The organism is uncultured Rothia sp., assembly GCF_963507905.1.
Classification (GTDB): Bacteria; Actinomycetota; Actinomycetes; order Actinomycetales; family Micrococcaceae; genus Rothia.
This window is the reverse complement of the sequence record NZ_CAUOUU010000004.1, coordinates 130,062-145,709: the sequence shown is the minus strand read 5'-3', so window position 1 is coordinate 145,709 and position 15,648 is coordinate 130,062. Positions and strand designations below refer to the sequence as shown.

12 protein-coding genes are annotated in these 15,648 nt (G+C 56.7%); 10 read left to right on the top strand and 2 right to left on the bottom strand.

The window, feature by feature from the left end:
* The first annotated feature begins 193 nt into the window (after positions 1-193).
* The 10 genes from RQ593_RS04285 to RQ593_RS04240 all read left to right on the top strand — a co-directional run bounded on the left by RQ593_RS04285 (position 194) and on the right by RQ593_RS04240 (position 13,961).
* Positions 194-1,054: a hypothetical protein gene (locus RQ593_RS04285; protein ID WP_049355043.1), complete on the top strand. Its 861-nt coding sequence runs from the start codon at positions 194-196 to the stop codon at positions 1,052-1,054.
* A gap of 213 nt (positions 1,055-1,267) precedes the next feature.
* The gene (locus RQ593_RS04280) at positions 1,268-4,702 is read left to right on the top strand and encodes a fibrinogen-like YCDxxxxGGGW domain-containing protein (RefSeq protein WP_311449890.1); all 3,435 of its coding nucleotides are present in this window, start codon (positions 1,268-1,270) and stop codon (positions 4,700-4,702) included.
* A 477-nt stretch (positions 4,703-5,179) separates the two neighbouring features.
* Positions 5,180-5,968 carry a CDP-alcohol phosphatidyltransferase family protein gene (locus RQ593_RS04275; RefSeq protein ID WP_049355041.1) on the top strand — a complete coding sequence of 263 codons (789 nt, stop codon included), beginning with the start codon at positions 5,180-5,182 and terminating at the stop codon, positions 5,966-5,968.
* Positions 5,969-5,979: 11 nt separating this feature from the next.
* A complete protein-coding gene (locus tag RQ593_RS04270; protein WP_049355040.1) occupies positions 5,980-6,930 on the top strand; it encodes a glycosyltransferase in 951 nt (316 codons plus the stop codon).
* A 17-nt stretch (positions 6,931-6,947) separates the two neighbouring features.
* On the top strand, positions 6,948-8,303 hold the full coding sequence (locus tag RQ593_RS04265; RefSeq protein WP_297605906.1) for an O-antigen ligase: 1,356 nt from the start codon (positions 6,948-6,950) through the stop codon (positions 8,301-8,303).
* Positions 8,300-10,243, top strand: a complete 1,944-nt coding sequence (locus RQ593_RS04260; protein WP_311449888.1) for an oligosaccharide flippase family protein — start codon at positions 8,300-8,302, stop codon at positions 10,241-10,243. The genes RQ593_RS04265 and RQ593_RS04260 overlap by 4 nt, the downstream gene beginning before the upstream one ends.
* A 66-nt stretch (positions 10,244-10,309) precedes the next feature.
* Complete coding sequence (locus RQ593_RS04255; protein ID WP_049355037.1) at positions 10,310-11,542, top strand: Wzz/FepE/Etk N-terminal domain-containing protein; 1,233 nt, start codon at positions 10,310-10,312, stop codon at positions 11,540-11,542.
* A gap of 201 nt (positions 11,543-11,743) precedes the next feature.
* Complete coding sequence (gene pssD, locus RQ593_RS04250) at positions 11,744-12,226, top strand: PssD/Cps14F family polysaccharide biosynthesis glycosyltransferase (RefSeq protein ID WP_049327955.1); 483 nt, start codon at positions 11,744-11,746, stop codon at positions 12,224-12,226.
* Between the two features lie 276 nt (positions 12,227-12,502).
* On the top strand, positions 12,503-13,213 hold the full coding sequence (locus RQ593_RS04245) for a glycosyltransferase (RefSeq protein ID WP_294645427.1): 711 nt from the start codon (positions 12,503-12,505) through the stop codon (positions 13,211-13,213).
* Between the two features lie 250 nt (positions 13,214-13,463).
* Entirely contained in the window at positions 13,464-13,961 is a 498-nt protein-coding gene (locus RQ593_RS04240; protein WP_070819056.1) for a DUF2505 domain-containing protein, read from the top strand.
* Between the two features lie 152 nt (positions 13,962-14,113).
* On the opposite strand, the gene RQ593_RS04235 is transcribed toward RQ593_RS04240, so the two are convergent.
* Positions 14,114-14,611 (bottom strand): adenylyltransferase/cytidyltransferase family protein, encoded by a 498-nt coding sequence (locus RQ593_RS04235; RefSeq protein ID WP_005508886.1) that lies wholly within the window; start codon positions 14,609-14,611, stop codon positions 14,114-14,116.
* A 529-nt stretch (positions 14,612-15,140) separates the two neighbouring features.
* The gene (gene sufU / locus RQ593_RS04230) at positions 15,141-15,611 is read right to left on the bottom strand and encodes a Fe-S cluster assembly sulfur transfer protein SufU (protein WP_049355035.1); all 471 of its coding nucleotides are present in this window, start codon (positions 15,609-15,611) and stop codon (positions 15,141-15,143) included.
* Positions 15,612-15,648: the final 37 nt, after the last annotated feature.

Sequence of the window (15,648 nt, the reverse complement as noted above, 5' to 3'; positions counted from 1 at the left end):
TACATTTACCTTCTAAATAGGGCATATTAGGTCATTATCTAGGTTCTATTCTCATCATTTATAAAAACGTTATTTTTATGGGTTCAAGTATTCTCCCAGCTTTACGTGTTAGCCTTTAGGTGCCTCGTGACTGCGCGGGGTATTATCTTCCGGAATATAGTCATTCTCACTCCAACCACTAAAGAGGCTTCCTATGTCAGCATTCTTCAAGCAGCCCTCCCGGTCCCGCGTTCTGGGCACTCTGGGCACCCTTGCAGTATCTGCTCTGGTTCTGAGCGCTTGCGCTACTGAAAACCCGAGCACCGACAGCTCCTCCTCCGCTTCTGCTTCCGCAAGCGTTTCCGCTTCTGCACACGCTTCGTCAAAGCAGTCGTCGAGCACCTCTCCCCAGGTCTCTGAGCAGGGCACCGCTTCTGCATCCGCCGCGGCTTCGGGCGAGGCGTCCCCCAAGGCGGACGCTGAGGCTACTTCTTCTGACGGTCAGAAGCTTGAAGAGATTTACACCGGCTCGGAGGAAATGAAGAACGCTTCTTCCGTGCCCGTTGATACTGAAGAAGTGAAGAAGACTACCGAGCTGGTCAATTCTTTTGAGAACATTCTGACTAAGGTTAAGGCAGCTCCTTCCGCTGCTCCCTCTCCCGAACGCACCGCTGACCCGAGCAGCGATGAAGAGGCTGAGCAGCAGAACGTTGAGCAGGCTCGTGCCGTTCTCGATGACGAGACGATTCGCTCCATCGAGGCTGTAGCCGTGGATTCCGCTGCCGCTGAGTTTGCCGTGCAGGCTTCCGAATACGCACTGGCAGGCTGGCACTATGAAGGTTCTTCCACTGTTGTGGGCACTCCCCGTATGACTGCAACTCAGTACAAGGGTCAGCCCGCGCGCATGCTGGAAGTATGCATGGATTCTTCCTCTGTGAAGATCTATGACGAGAATAATCAGCCCGTAAAGGATGACAATTCTCCGAAGCGTTCACTCAATATTTACACCCTCGTTCAGGTCGATGGTCAGTGGAAGATTGCGACCCATGATTTCCCGAACAATCCTGATTGTTAGGGTCTAACTAAAGATGCCGGTTTCCAGCTATGATTCGCTGGAAACCGCGCATTATCGTCCATAGCGCATTAATGTTGATGCGCGTTCAATAACATTTCTTGGCATTCATTTGGAGATATTATGAAAGCCCACCTTGGCATGACGGGCTCAGGCTTTTCTCGTTCTGCTATAACCCGCTCAACTCTTTGCTTGAGCATTGCTACGGCCTTGGCTTTGCCCGTAGCTATCCCCGCTATTACGCCGAGTACCGCTGTCGAACAGACTGCGGATAAAAGGGACTCTGCTTTCTACAATGGCACGACCTCCGAGCGTGCTGCCGCCAGCTGTTGGGAAGCCAAGCAGGCTAACCCCGAGGCAAAGAGCGGCGCCTACTGGTTGTACACTCCCGCGATGAGCCAGCCGACTCAGTTCTACTGCGATCAGGAGACTGATGGCGGCGGCTGGGTCAAGATTGGTGAGGGCCGTGACGGCTGGACCGAAAACTATGAGGGCCAGGGTGACACCTCCCAGCTCTACAGCGATGCCGCCCCCGCATCGTCCGGTTTGACTCTCGAGCAGGGCAAGCCTCTGAGCTCCCTGCCCGCCGCAAAGACCCCGATTCAGCTTTCGGGTACCACTATTTCTCAGCTGCTCAACGGCACCCGCCCCGATCAGCTGTCCGATGGTTACCGTTTCCGTCGCGCTGTAAACACTTCTGGCACTAAGTGGCAGGAGGCGACGGTGGAGCGCCGTCAGACCTCCGAGTGGACCTGGGCTCTGCGTTCGAACGCTGTCTGGTCTAACGCGGTCGTCACGAACCCTAGCGAGTTCTCTTCCTACGACGAGAATGGCCGCAGGGACTGGCTTAACGGCGAGTGGCAGGACCATATGCTGGGCGGCCAGAACTACGGCTTCAGGACGATGCTCTTTGAGGAAATGGCCTCGCAGGATTACCGTATGGGCTTCCGTTACGGTGCGAACGCTCCCATTTCCCAGGATGGTTCTGAGCCGGCGATCACCGATGCGCAGAACTCCTACATTTACGGTAAGGAAAGCAACGGTGAAACCTCTTTCGGTTACACCCAGATGTTCCTGCGCCCGAAGCTGACCCAGAACGATTTGCATCTGGGTGCTATCCCGGATTCCGGTACTCAGGCGAGCGCTCGTCGTGCCCTGCCCAGTAGCCGTTCGGCGGATTGGCGCTGGCGCACCAGTTCTAAGACCGCCTCCGGTAAAACCGGCGAGATGAACACCTATGTTGAGGCCATCACCGAGGTCGATCACGGCAACGGCACCTCCAGCGTGTTTATTGGCGGCGACTTCGAGTACCTTGAGTCCTCTACCGGTGAGCATGTTGCGCAATCTAATATTGCTGCTTTTGACCCGGAAACCGGCGAGTTGCGCCGCGACTTCAAGCTGACTGTTAATGGTCAGGTGAAGGCTGTTGAGGCTCTGCCGAATAACCGTCTGGCGGTTGGCGGCACCTTTACCCTGGTTAACGGTAAGAAGCATGAGAGCTTCGTTGTTGTTGACGCTACGACCGGTGAAGTTGCCCCTGAATGGGCCCAGGTTAAAGTCGAAGATCGCATTCGTACCGAGGTCATGACGGTGAAGACCATTCACCGTCAGGGTGACTACGTGTATATTGGCGGCACCTTTACCCACATTTATGAAAGTGAAAAGGCGGGTGAGGCGTATTCGCGCAATATTGCCCGTTTTAAGTTGGGCGAGCCTTCTAACGGTGTGCCCGGTATTGTGAGTATAGACCGTAACTGGCGCCAGGTGTTCAACGGTACTGTCAACGGTATTAGCGCCTCCGCTGATAACTCTCATGTTTACGTAGCCGGTTACTTCACCTGGCTCAACGGCGGCCTTGCCTACCGCGTGGCTGATATTACTCAGCATATGCAGAAGGGCAGCCCGTGGGCGTACCAGCATTCTGAGATTCCTGCCGGCGCTAATGTCTCTGACCTGCGTAATGAAACCAAAATTTGGGGTTTCCAGTTCGACGTCCAGGATGCCGGTACCGGCGTCTGGGTGGGCGGTACTGAGCACCTCATCTCTCGTTACGATAAGGCCTCTCTGACCCCCACCTACACCGCGATTACCCGCGAAGGTGGCGACTTCCAGGATCTGCACCTGCACGGTAACACCATCTATGGCGCCTGCCACTGCGGTGATTTCCTCTACCAGGATTCGCGTAACAAGCGGACCCCCGTGGGCGGTTCGAGCGTGATTCACTCGGTCAAGCTGGTTGCCGCGTTTGATAAGGACAGCGGTAAGATGCTGCCGGAGTTCTCCCCCGCGATTAAGGGTGACCACGGTTTCGGTATCTGGGAGTCTTTCGTGGATTCGAAGGGCACCCTGTGGGTTGGTGGCGATATTCACCGTTCGCTGGGTGTTCACGGCACTCAGGACACCGTCGGTTTTGCGCGCTTTGAGGCCCGCGATGTGACTCCTCCGGCTACCCCGCAGAACCTGCAGGTTGAGCTGAAGGACGATAAGGACGTTCTGACCTGGGATGCTGTACAGGATACCGGTAGTGTCCGCTACCAGATTCTGCGTGATGACCGCGTCATTGCTAGCACTTCGGGTACGAAGTTCGAGATTGACCACACCGATAACGCACGTTACTTTGTGCGCGCTGTGGACAGCTCGGACAACTACTCTGCGTCCACTCCGGTTCAGGTAGCTCCGGTTCGCCCGACTCCTACCCCCACGGAGACCGCGACCGAGACTCCTAGCGCTGATCCGACGGCAAGTGCTGACCCGACCGCGAGCGCTGACCCCAGTGCTTCGGCAAGCGCTACCCCGAGTGCAGAAGCAACTACTGAGGCACCGAAGGAAGAGAATCCGAAGCCTGAGGAGCCTAAGCCTGCTGATCCTAAGCCCGAGGACCCGAAGGAAGAAACTCCTAAGGACGATCAGAAGGATGAGGCCGCTAAGGACCAGATTGTTCTGCCCTACGCGTCCGAGTGGAAGTACATGGTCTCCAGCAAGGCTCCTAACCGTAAGTACGGTTGGAAGTACAACTTCCACTTCACTTTGGAAGATATCGCGCAGGAAGCATGGCAGACCGGCAAGACCCCGATTGGTGTCGGCTCCGGTAACCTTAACACCTCCGTTAATGTTCCGCTTGTGCGTACCCGCCCCAATATCTACGCCTACACCACCATCCAGCTCACTCGTGAGCAGGCGAGCCGCGATCTGGTGCTGACCACCTACGCGGATGACGCTATTGCGGTGGGTGTTAACGGCGAAGAGGTTGGTCGTTCCAACTTTGACACTCGTGGAAAGCTGTGGAATAGCGCGATTGCATCGAGCTCGATTGATACCGCTACGGCTCAGAAGACTCCGGTGACCTTCACCGTTCCGGCTTCTCAGCTGAAGGCTGGTGAGAACCTCATCGCTGTTGAGGTTCACCCGGGCATTAGCCGACGTAACGTTCGCCCGAATGTGAGCTTCGATCTGCAGGCTACTTCCAAGGCACCGGTTGCTGAGCAGCCCGCCGAGAAGGAAGCCGACAAGGAGGCGGAGGCTCCCGCCGCAAACGAGGCTGAGCAGCCCGTGGTCGATAACGCGAACAACGCAGCAGCCGACCAGGGCGAGCGACGCGTCGCCAATAACGGAGTCGGAACCCGCGTTCCGATGCAGTCCCGAAGGAACTAATACCTTCTAGACAATCTCAGCTAAATGGGGTTTGATTTTCTGAACGATTCAGGAAATCAAACCCCATTTGCGTATGCTCCCCACTTTTCTGTGTTTTTTGCATCATTTATTCCCATTATTTGTGATTCTGTTATGTGTGTCTCTGCACAATGTTCAGAAATATTTTCTAAAGCCAGAATTCACAGGAACAAAGCGCCGATAACCCCGCCTAACAGCACGCCGAACCCACCTAATGAATCCCGCAAATCTGCACTAAAGCGCATTGTCAGGGGCTTTTTGCGACACAATTATTGACCCTGACCACACCCACCCTGTCGCACTTTATCTCGTTGTAAAATATCTATATAGTGGTGTATGTGAAAAAGGGACCAACCACCTCTTTTTTCGCGTGCGGGACTTCCGGACTTTCTCGCAACCACCCCGAAAGGGAGTAATTCACTCTCCTTCACTCCTCTCACCGATTAAAAAGGAATGTGCATGTCCACCTCTGAGGCACCTCACGCCCCGAACTCCGCACCCGCTTCGGGATTTTCTGCGAAGTTCTCCCACACCCTGCGCTCCCTTGAGGCAGCGCAGAAGCCCGGCATTGGCGTTCCCGCCTACACCCGCTGGGTCAACCGCCGAGTAGCACGCTACTTCGCTGCGGCTGCTGTCGCACTGGGCATCACCCCCAACGGCGTCACCGCAATTTCCGCTGCATGTTCTGCAGCTGGCCTCATCGTTCTGATTACCTGCCCGCCTAGCGTTGGCGTGGGTATCTGCGTTGCATTGCTTTTCGCTCTCGGTTACGGTCTGGATTCCGCTGACGGCCAGGTTGCTCGCGTGACCGGTGCGTCTTCTCCCGCCGGTGAGTGGCTCGACCACGTGGTCGACTCCATCCGTGTGCCCTCCGTGCACATGGCGACTCTACTCTCCTTCCTGCTGTACCCGGCACACTACTCTTTCACCGGTTCCAGCGCATTCAACGGCTGGATTATTGCTATGCCGATGATTTTCACCGCGCTGACCGCCGGTCACTTCATGAGCCAGATTCTGGCTGAGCAGCTGCGCAACAACCGCAAGACCGCGGCTCCTCCGACCGGTGGCCCCCTGCGTTCCTTCATCAACCTGCACATGGACGCTGGCACCCTCTGCTGGATCTACATTTTCGTTGGTTTCGGCCCCGTATTCGTCATCGTCTACGCGCTGCTTCTGCTGGCTAACGCCGCAACCGTTCTGCTGTCCATGCGTCGCAAGTACGTTAGCCTCGCGACCCCCGCTGAGTAAGGAGAAACCCAATGATGCACTTCACCTCTCGCACCCCCGCTGTTTCCGCCGTAATCGCAACCAACGGCAAGCGCCCCGAACTGCTGCGCGTGGCGGTCCGCTCCATCCTTGAGCAGAGCTACCGCGGTTTCGTTGAAGTTGTTGTCGTCTTTGATCGTGTTGAGCCCGACCGCCTCGAAGATATTGAGGTTAGCGAAAACCGTGCCCTGAAGATCGTCTCCAACACCCGCTCCGGCGGTCTGGCTGGCGGCCGCAACAGCGGCATTATTGCCTCCAGCGGCGAGATGATTGGCTTCTGCGATGACGACGACTACTGGATGCCGTCCAAGCTCACCCAGCAGGTCGCTCTCTGGCGTGAAAACCCCGAAGCAGCCGCTATCTCTTCGGGTATTACCGTCCGTTCCGGCGGTCAGGACATCGTGCGCCTGGCGCCCGAGCGCGCAACCTTCGCGGACTTCCTGCGTTCGCGCATTACCGAAATTCACCCCTCCGCCATGCTGTACTCCCGCGAGGACCTGCTCGGTGTTGACGGTGAGCCCGCTCGCATCGGCCTGGTCGATGAGGAGCTGCCCGCTGCCTACGGTGAAGACTACGACCTGCTGCTACGTGCAACCCGCCACGGCGATGTACTGAGCGTGCCCGAGCCGCTGATTCTGGTGCTCTGGGACCGCCCCTCCTTCTTCTCCGGCAAGTGGCAGTCCATGGTTGACGGCCTGAGCTACATTCTGCGTAAGTTCCCCGAATTTGAGCAGGATCCCAAGGGCCTGGCACGTATTGCCGGTCAGATTGCCTACGCTCAGGCTTCTCTGGGCAACAACAAGGAGGCGCGTGCTTACGCTCGTGCCGCTCTGCGCCGTGACCCCAAGCAGCTTCGTGCATGGGCGGCATATGTTGTGTCCACCGGTGTTATTAAGCCCGCTACTCTTCTTGATCTCGTCCAGAAGACCGGTCGAGGTCTCTAACCAGGTATCGCACAGACATGGTTTCTTCTTCCGTTCTTTCTCATCCGGGTGCTTCGCCCGTGGCGCTAAAGGATTCCGCGGGGTCGGCTAGTACGCCGCCCAGCGGTATTCTGCGTGCCCGCGCGCGCATCCGCCCGATGTCGACAGCGCAGAAGAAGCTCCCCGCCTGGCCCCTGCTGGCGTTGCTGTACGGCTTCCCGGCGCTGTGGGCTATGGGGTTGCTTCAGATTGCGCCGCTGGTACTGGCTGCGATCATGCTTTTTTACCTCATCATTCGAGGTAATGTGCGTGTGCCCGGTTCCCTGTGGGTGTGGGGCGCATTCTGCGTGTGGGTTGTTGTTGCGGCACTTGCTCTGACCCGTTCCACCGACATGATCGGTTGGGGTCTGCGCTTTGTGAACATTCTCAGTGCAGGCATTTACGCCCTGTACTACTACAACGCGCGTTCCTCTATTAGCCTCAACAGGTTGTTGGGTGGTCTGGCGACCCTGTGGGTGACTCTCATCGTTCTGGGTTACGGCGGTGTTCTCTTCCCCGAATTCCGTCTGCGTACCCCGATGAGCTTCATCATGCCTTCTGGCTTTATGCAGAACCCGCTGGTGCGCGACTACATGCTTCCGCCGCTGGCGGAGGTTCAGCGTCCGTGGGGCGCTCCCGAGGCGTATATTCGTCCCTCCGCACCGTTCCCCTACGCGAATAGTTGGGGTTTGGCGTACACCCTGCTCACCCCGGTGATGCTGGCGTGCCTGCTGCGTCTGCGTTCCATCTGGCTACGTATTGCTCTGCTGATTGGCATGGCGCTTTCTACCGTGCCGGCGATTGCAACCAGTAACCGCGGCATGTTCATTGGTCTGGGTATCAGCGCGGCGTACGTTTTGTTGCGTCAGTTCCTGGCGGCTAATTGGCGTGCTGTAGGTATGGGTATTGCGGCGATTGCGGCTGTGGTTGTGGCGCTCTTCGCTTCGGGCACCGTGGACAATATTCTGGGTCGTCAGGACTACTCGGACTCCACCGGTGGTCGTGCGGCGCTCTACCGTGCCACCTGGAAGGCGACTTTAGAGTCCCCGATTATCGGTTACGGCACTCCGCGTATGGAACCGAGCATTGGTGTGTCGATGGGTACCCAGGGCTACCTGTGGACTCTGATGTTCTGCTTCGGTTTCGTGGGCCTGGCTCTGTTCGCAATCTTCATGGTGTGCACGGTGGCAAGCGGTGCACGGGTGAAGACCGCGTCCGGGTACTGGTTGCATAGTGTTCCGGTGGCGTGCTGCGTTGTCTTTATTTTCTACAGCTTCGATATCGCTCAGCTGACCATTCTGATGCTCGCGTCAATGGCGTGTATTCGTTCCATTCGGGATGGTGAGGGGCTATGACGAAGAATCAGTCCCCTCGTGGTTTAGATACTTCTGCGGTTTCATCTTTCGATGATGCATATTCGACGGGTGGTCATCCTAGCCGCCGTGCGCGTCTGCGTGAGAGCGGCGAGTACGTCGAGCCGGTAGTGGAAGAGGCTGAGTCTTCTGCTGATGAGTTCGCTCCGACGGTGGATGACATCCGCTCGGGTCGTTTTCCGGCGACCACGGCGCTGTCGATTGTGCCTCCGGCTCAGGGCTTCGCCCCTAAGGAGTCGCTCCCTGAGTCTTTGGTAGCGGATTCTGAAGCTACAGATTCTGCAGATGCGAGCGCCACTGCTGCGGCGGGTGCTCATCTGCCCGGTTCCCGACGGATAGCCTTGGCTACTGCTGAGTCTGCCGATTCCAAGGCTCAGGCTGATAGCGGCTCCGTGAAGGATGCGCCGGTCAGTACGCCGGCCAAGAAGGCTCCCGCTAAGGGTAAGCAGCCTAGCTTGGCGAAGAGCGGCTCTCTTGCTTCTCTGTGCGTGATGTACGGTGCGGGTATCGCATTCGTGACCACGATGGTGGTGTCGAATGGTATTGGTGCCGAGGGTTCGGGCGAGTTTTTCCGTCTGATGGCGCTTTTCGCGATTGCGATTTCGCTGGTGACCTTCGGTGCGGATACTGGCTTGGTTCGTACGATGAGTGCTCAGCGTGCGCTGGGTCGGTACGGTGTGCTTCCGCAGCTGATTCGGTACGGTCTGGTTCCATCATTGGTCACTTCGGTGTTGCTGGTGGCGGGTGTGTACATCTACACCGAGATTGTGCCTATGGCTCCCGAGTATCAGGCGGCGATGCGCGTCAGCTCGGCTTTCGTGCTGGTGGCGGCGCTGATGACGGTATTTTTCGGTGCTCTGCGTGGTCTGCACCGTGTGGTGACCTTTACGCTTCTGCAGAATGTTCTGCTTCCTACTCTGCGTTTTGCGGCTGTGGGTTTGGTGGTTCTGTTCTCGGGTCAGCTCATGGATCTGGTGTACGCCTGGACTGTTCCGGTGGCGATTACTGCGGTGGTTGCCCTGTGGCTTTTGGAGCGGGCGTTCCCCTCCGAGGAGCATGTGGAGGTTCTTCCTTCTGAGGATTCTCCGGCCGAGACGTTCCGTTCGTTCTGGGGTTTCAGTTCTGCACGCGGTGTCGCTACCGTTGTGGAGACTATCCTGGAGTGGATTGACGTGCTGGTCGTGACGGCGTTCTTGGGTGCCGCTGCCGGTGGTATCTATGGTGCTGTGAATCGTTGTGTTCGTGTGGGCACCATGATTGAGCACACCGGACGTGTGGTGACCGGACCGTCGATTAGTGCGGCGTTGGCGACTCGTCAGCTAGATCGTGCTCGAGAGATTTTCTTGTCGACCACTCGCGTGTTGACTGCTCTGTCGTGGCCGTTCTACCTCTCTCTGGCGTTCTTTGGTCCGGTGCTGTTGCATTTCTTCGGTAAGGGCTTTGAGGCTGGCGCCGGTATTCTCTGGGTGATTTGCCCTGCGGCGATGCTGTCGATGAGTGCCGGTGGCGTGCAGTCTGTTCTGCTGATGAGCGGTAAGAGTCGCTGGCAGCTGTTGAACAAGCTCTCCTCGCTGGTGGTGGCTGTGACTTTGAACTTCACCTTGGTTCCGGTCTGGGGCCTGTACGGTGCGGTGACGGCGTGGGCATCGGCTCTGCTGATTGATACCTTCCTGGCGAGCTACCAGGTGTTCCGTTTGGTGGGTATTCGCGCTTCGGTCCGTGAGATGGCTCCTTCGCTCTTCTTGGGTGCGGCTGTTCCGACGGCGTGTGCTCTGGTGTCTTTGACTTTCTTGGGTCAGAGCGTATTGGGCGTCATCGTGTACGTGGTGCTACTGGTGCCGGTGTACGGTGCGGTACTGTACCGATTCCGTAAGGCTCTCGGTATTGAGCGTTTCCTTTCCGCCCGCCGCGCGAAGTCTTAGCCTTCCGCTTCTTCTACGTTTTTCTCCGATATATAGTGTCCGTTTCTCTTCCTCTAGGATGTCCTCATGGATAACACCTCTCATTCCTCCTCGGTTACCCTTGGCAGCCAGGTACGTCGCATTTTCCGACACCCTCTGCTAATTCTGCTGTCAGTCGTGGTTTTCGCTGTGGCGGGTGCCGTCTACGGCTACATGACCAATAGCAAGTACACTTCTAAGGCTTCGCTGGTTGTTTACCCGCTGGTGGTTGATCCCGCCGGTACCGGTAGCGCTAACTCCGCGAAGGTGGATATTGCGACCGAGTCTCGTGTTGCTTCCTCTCGCGAGGTTGCACAGAACGCGGCAAAGTCTCTGATTGCTAATGGCGATACCCTCTCTGAGGCTCAGCTGACCAGCCGCCTCATGAACTCCGTCAAGGTGACCGGTACCTCCCAGACTGCTGTTCTGGATATTGAGGTGACCCGCCCCAACGGCACGGATGCGGCACGTTACGCTAACGCTATGGCGAACGCGTACCTGCAGGTTCGTTCCGAGTCGCTGAAGAGCAGTGTTGATTCTGCTCTGCACCAGATTGATGAGCAGATTTCTGCCCTCGAGGGTGACAATAACCGTGCGGGTCTGCTCTCTCAGTTGCAGGACCGTCGCGCTCAGATTCAGCTGACTTCCACTACCGGTGGTCGCGTGATGAGCGAGGCTCAGGTTCCTTCTTCTTCCTCAGCTCTCGGCCCGGTGAAGATGGGTATTGTTGGTGCTGTTGCCGGTCTGCTGATTGGTGCTGTGCTGGCGTACGGTCGTGACCGCACCATGCGTCACGTTGGTTACGCTGATCGCCTGGAGGATGCTGGTATCCCCGTTCACGAGCTGGGTTCCACCTCTGAGGCGAATGACGCGTTCATGCTGCTGCGCACCATCGGTGCTCCTGACGGCGATGTGAAGAGCGCGGGGGCTTCCGGCATTGTGATTCTGCCCGGCACCGACCGCGGTGTTGAGCACCTGTACCAGATGCTGCAGCGTGTTCTGCCCACTGAGTACGCACGTTTCACCGATTACGCTTCGGTTCGTGACGCTCTGACCCGCCACACTCCCGAGTCGCTGGTTGAGAAGAGCGAGACTCCTCTGGTGATTAGCCTGAGCACCGCTACTCCCCTGTCGACCCAGCTGCGTTTCGTTCAAGCTGGCGGCGTGGCTCTGATTCCGGTGACTGCGGCTACTTCTCTGCAGCAGGTTCGTGAGCTCTTCGCTCAGCTGGATCAGCTTGAGGGCGTGAACGCTCTGGCTGTGTTCCTGGACCGCGAGTAATTGCGGGTAATCGGGTTTCTGTTGATGGATGCCTCGCTTCTGTGCGGGTTAGTCCTTCGTCCTTGAGCGTGGGGTGAGGTAACGCCTGTTGAGGCGGATCTGTTGCGGCAGGTCTGTTGATACAGGTGTTGCCGGACCCGGCAGCTCACCCTTATCTTCTCTTCTTATTTTTCTCTTGTATTGGGGCTTTAGGAGAACACTATGACTGAGGCAACTTCCTCTCAGGCACCGAAGAAGAAGCTTCTGCTGGTTTCTAGCAGTGGCGGACACTTGAAGCATCTGACGGCTACTTCTGCTGCGTGGCAGGATTATGACCGTGTGTGGGTTAGCTTTAAGCAGCCCGATGTTGAATCTTCTCTTGCTGATGAGAAGACCTATTGGGCGTATTACCCGACCACTCGAAATATTAAGAACGCTATTCGTAATTTGTTCTTGGCATTTCGTATTTTCCCGAAGGAACGCCCGGATGCGGTTGTTTCTGCGGGTGCGGGTGTTGCTGTTCCTTTCTTTGTTGCGGCTAAACTTTTTGGCGTAAAGACTCTTTATATTGAGTGTTTTGACCGCCCGACTCTGCCGACGATGACCGGCAAGATGCTGTACACCTTTGCTGATCGAATTATTGTTCAGAGTGAGGAGCAGCAGGAGAATTTCCCTGATTCTCGTGTGATTCATCCCATTTTCTAAGAGTGATGAATTTATCCTGGAAATGGCGTCCCCGTGTGTGCTGGGGGCGTTATTTTCAGGGTATAGTATTTATTAAACATACAGATACGCATAAGTCGTGCGCTCCACTGTGGACTCACCATCCAAGCGAACTAACCACTCGCCAGAGAAGCGTATGCGGAGATTACTCACCATTTTCTCCGGCACGACGCCGCCGCGTATACCCATGATGCCCTCCGGATTTTTGCGTCAGGTATACGGGGTTACTACCGATAAATACATAGAGAGGAATAGGCGATGTCTATTCAGAACTTCCCCCACGTCAGTGTTGATACTTCCAAGTTCGACCTGCCCGTATTTACCCCTGCCGTCGCGCCCGTTCGTATTCCTACCAAGACTTACGATTTGGTGGTGTCCCTCGGCACCGACGTTCACACTTTTGATCGTCTTCTGCGCTGGGTTGAGGCTTACCTTGAGGCTCACCCGCAGGTCACCTGCCTCGTGCAGCACGGCCACACTGCGCCCATTAAGCACGCAGACAACCTTAAGCTTCTTCCCGCCTCCGAACTGCTGGACTACTACGCAACCGCACGCGTAGTGCTGGTTCAGGGCGGCCCCGGTTCCATCCAGGATGCACGCCGCACCGGCGCTCTGCCCCTGGCTGTTCCGCGCCGCGCAGAGTTCGATGAGGTTGTTGACAACCACCAGGTCCCCTTCACCACTCTGATGGAGAAGCGCGGCCACGCTGTTGTCGTTGAGAGCCGTGAAGACCTCTTCGCTAAGCTCGATCTTGCTCTGGCGAACCCCTCCCTGTTCCGTACCGCTGAGCCGTACGTCTCCACTCCGGAGATTTCCGCAGCTCAGCTGGGCGAGGAACTGCAGGATCTGCTCGCTGGCAAGACCCACCGCAAGGATTCCTTCTGGGGTCGTCTGAAGCAGGCTGCTCGCGCGCACCGTGCGGGCAAGGCTGAGATGGCTCGCATCGACGCGATGGCTCCCAGCGCCTAAGGTTTTCTTGCTTTCTAAGCTCAGCATCCCCGTGATGCGGTGTGGGAGGTGCCCTGCCGGGTGCTTCCCACATTTTTAGACCGGCATGCGAATCCTCCAACCACCCTGTGAGAGGCTGTGGATGTTTTCCCTTGTTCACGGCATATTCTCAGGTGGATTCGCGTCGTTACATTGGTTGCGAAACCCCGCGCACCGTATCCTTAGTAAGGGATAATGCGCGGGGTTTTCGCGCACTACGAAAGGAACAATTATGGCAGTTCAGGAATCGACCGTTATCAACGCAAGCGTTGAGCAGGTTATCGAGGCGTTCTCCAGCGAGGACTTCGCACGCTTCGTCTGCTCCGAGGTTGGCGTCGAGTTCGGTAGCTTCTCCGTTTCCGGTGACACCTCCGCTGAGTTCACCGCAACCACCGAGCGTACCGTGCCCGCTGATCGCGTGCCGGACATCGCTCGTAAGTTCGTTGGTAGCGGCGTCTCCATGACCCAGGTGGACACCGTGAGCGCACCGGCCGCTGACGGCTCCCGCACCGTCTCCACCGAGGTGAAGGTTAACGGCGTTCCCGTGTCCGCTCAGGCTACCCAGCACCTGATTCCCGAGGGTGACAAGACCCGCCTGGACGTCAACGGTGAGGTTTCCTGCTCCATCCCGCTGGTGGGCAAGAAGATTGCAGCCGCTGCTGAGCCCCAGGTTGGCCGCGTGCTGAAGGTTCTGGGCACCTCCGCTGAGAAGTGGCTGGCACAGCGCTAAAGCTTATGAGACGCTCACCTTTGAGGTGTAGCTGATATACGGCTAGATACGCCAATATACAGAGGATCCCCGTCGTAAGTAATTACGGCGGGGATCCTCTGTTCTTTATGTGTCTCTATGAGCTCTAGCGCCCTGATAAGGGCCTATGCACGTTAGGAAGCGACAATCGCCTCGGAGTACTCGCGCTCACCGAGCAGCTCGGCGAAGCGGCGCATCTCTACGCGCAGGTCGTGCTCTGCTTCGAGCAGGTCAACGACCTTGCGGAGCTTGGTGCTGGAGGTGTGCTCGGTGTAGGGGAAGTAGTGTACTTCCACGCCGACCTCTGCGAAGCGTGCTTCGAGGGCGTTGCCCTTGTCGGTGCCCTTCCAGTCATCGCCCTTGAAGAAGACGTTGAAGGGCTTCTGCTTCCAGGTTTCGAGTTTGTCGGGGGTGGTTTCGACGTGCACTTCGTCCACGTAGTCGATGTGGCTGACGATAGCGGCACGCTCTTCGATGGGGATGACGGGACGGCGGCCCTTGGTCACTTCCAGGACGTCATCGTGCACAACGCCTGCAATGAGGTAGTCGCAGTTTTCCTTGGCCTTGCGGAGAATCTCGAGGTGGCCGTAGTGGAAAAGGTCGTAGGCGCCTGCGGCGTAGCCAATAATCATGGGGCTTCCTTGTGGTTGGTAGCGGCGATGGGTATTCCGGTGTGGTTGAGGTACCGGAGGGTGAGAAACATATCCGCAGTCTGGGGTGAGAGCCTAAGAATAAGTGAAGAATGTGCAATATTGAGAAAATATTTTCTTATTATTGCCCTATTTCTTCTCTCTGTCGTCCCAGAGTATGCGGGTCCGAAAAGAGTTTCTCGAGGGTGCTGGTTGGGCGCCCTTCGTCCTTTTATTTTACCAGTCACCTTTTTGGAGGAAAAAGGGAAAGATATAAATATGAGGCGGATACAGTGTAGTATCCGCCTCATATTTTCTATACGTCGCTTGAAATCAAAGAAAGCTTATATAGATAAACAATTAACCGCTAGATTTTAGCGAAGAGTTTTAGCCAGTATTTTCTGCAGGCTTTGACCGCACATGCTTACGTTCTCGTGCAATATTTTAGGTTGAGTAGCCATTCGGTATTTTCGATTGGCGTTCAAATACTAGCTACTCCCCCGCCGTTTCCGCCTACATTCTCAGCGAAGAGTTAGTTCTTGGCTGCTGCTTCCTTGGTAGCTTCTTCAACAGCAACCCACGAGAGCATTGCGCACTTCACGCGCGCCATGAACTTCGAAACGCCAGAGAATGCCGCCATGTCGCCGTACTCCTCTTCGTCCAGAGTCACCTTGCCACGCGAGCGTAGCATCTCACGGAACGCATCCACGTGGCTCTGCAGCTCGGAGATAGTCATACCGGGAGCCATCTCAGAAAGCACAGAAGCGGCAGCCATCGAAATGGAGCAACCGTCGCCTTCCCAAGAGATTGACTCGATGGTCTTCTCGCCATCCTTCAGCTCGTCAGAGAGCACCACGCGCAGGTTGATTTCGTCACCGCAGGTGGGGTTGTACTGGTGGTTATCGGCGCTTGCGTGACCGGCGGGTACCTCTACGAGGTGCTCGCCGCTACGCTGCTTGGAATGCTCCAGAATAATTTCCTGGTACAGGGATTCAAGAGACACGGTGTTCTTCTTCCGTCAGTTGGTCTGTCTGAAAAAT

What these genes read in the sequence shown, in the direction of transcription:
- RQ593_RS04285 (WP_049355043.1), top strand. Translation starts at nt 194, where the DNA reads ATGTCAGCATTCTTCAAGCAGCCCTCCCGGTCCCGCGTTCTGGGCACT.
- RQ593_RS04275 (WP_049355041.1), top strand. Translation starts at nt 5,180, where the DNA reads ATGTCCACCTCTGAGGCACCTCACGCCCCGAACTCCGCACCCGCTTCG.
- RQ593_RS04270 (WP_049355040.1), top strand. Translation starts at nt 5,980, where the DNA reads ATGATGCACTTCACCTCTCGCACCCCCGCTGTTTCCGCCGTAATCGCA.
- RQ593_RS04265 (WP_297605906.1), top strand. Translation starts at nt 6,948, where the DNA reads ATGGTTTCTTCTTCCGTTCTTTCTCATCCGGGTGCTTCGCCCGTGGCG.
- RQ593_RS04260 (WP_311449888.1), top strand. Translation starts at nt 8,300, where the DNA reads ATGACGAAGAATCAGTCCCCTCGTGGTTTAGATACTTCTGCGGTTTCA.
- RQ593_RS04255 (WP_049355037.1), top strand. Translation starts at nt 10,310, where the DNA reads ATGGATAACACCTCTCATTCCTCCTCGGTTACCCTTGGCAGCCAGGTA.
- pssD (WP_049327955.1), top strand. Translation starts at nt 11,744, where the DNA reads ATGACTGAGGCAACTTCCTCTCAGGCACCGAAGAAGAAGCTTCTGCTG.
- RQ593_RS04245 (WP_294645427.1), top strand. Translation starts at nt 12,503, where the DNA reads ATGTCTATTCAGAACTTCCCCCACGTCAGTGTTGATACTTCCAAGTTC.
- RQ593_RS04240 (WP_070819056.1), top strand. Translation starts at nt 13,464, where the DNA reads ATGGCAGTTCAGGAATCGACCGTTATCAACGCAAGCGTTGAGCAGGTT.
- RQ593_RS04235 (WP_005508886.1), bottom strand. Translation starts at nt 14,611, where the DNA reads ATGATTATTGGCTACGCCGCAGGCGCCTACGACCTTTTCCACTACGGC.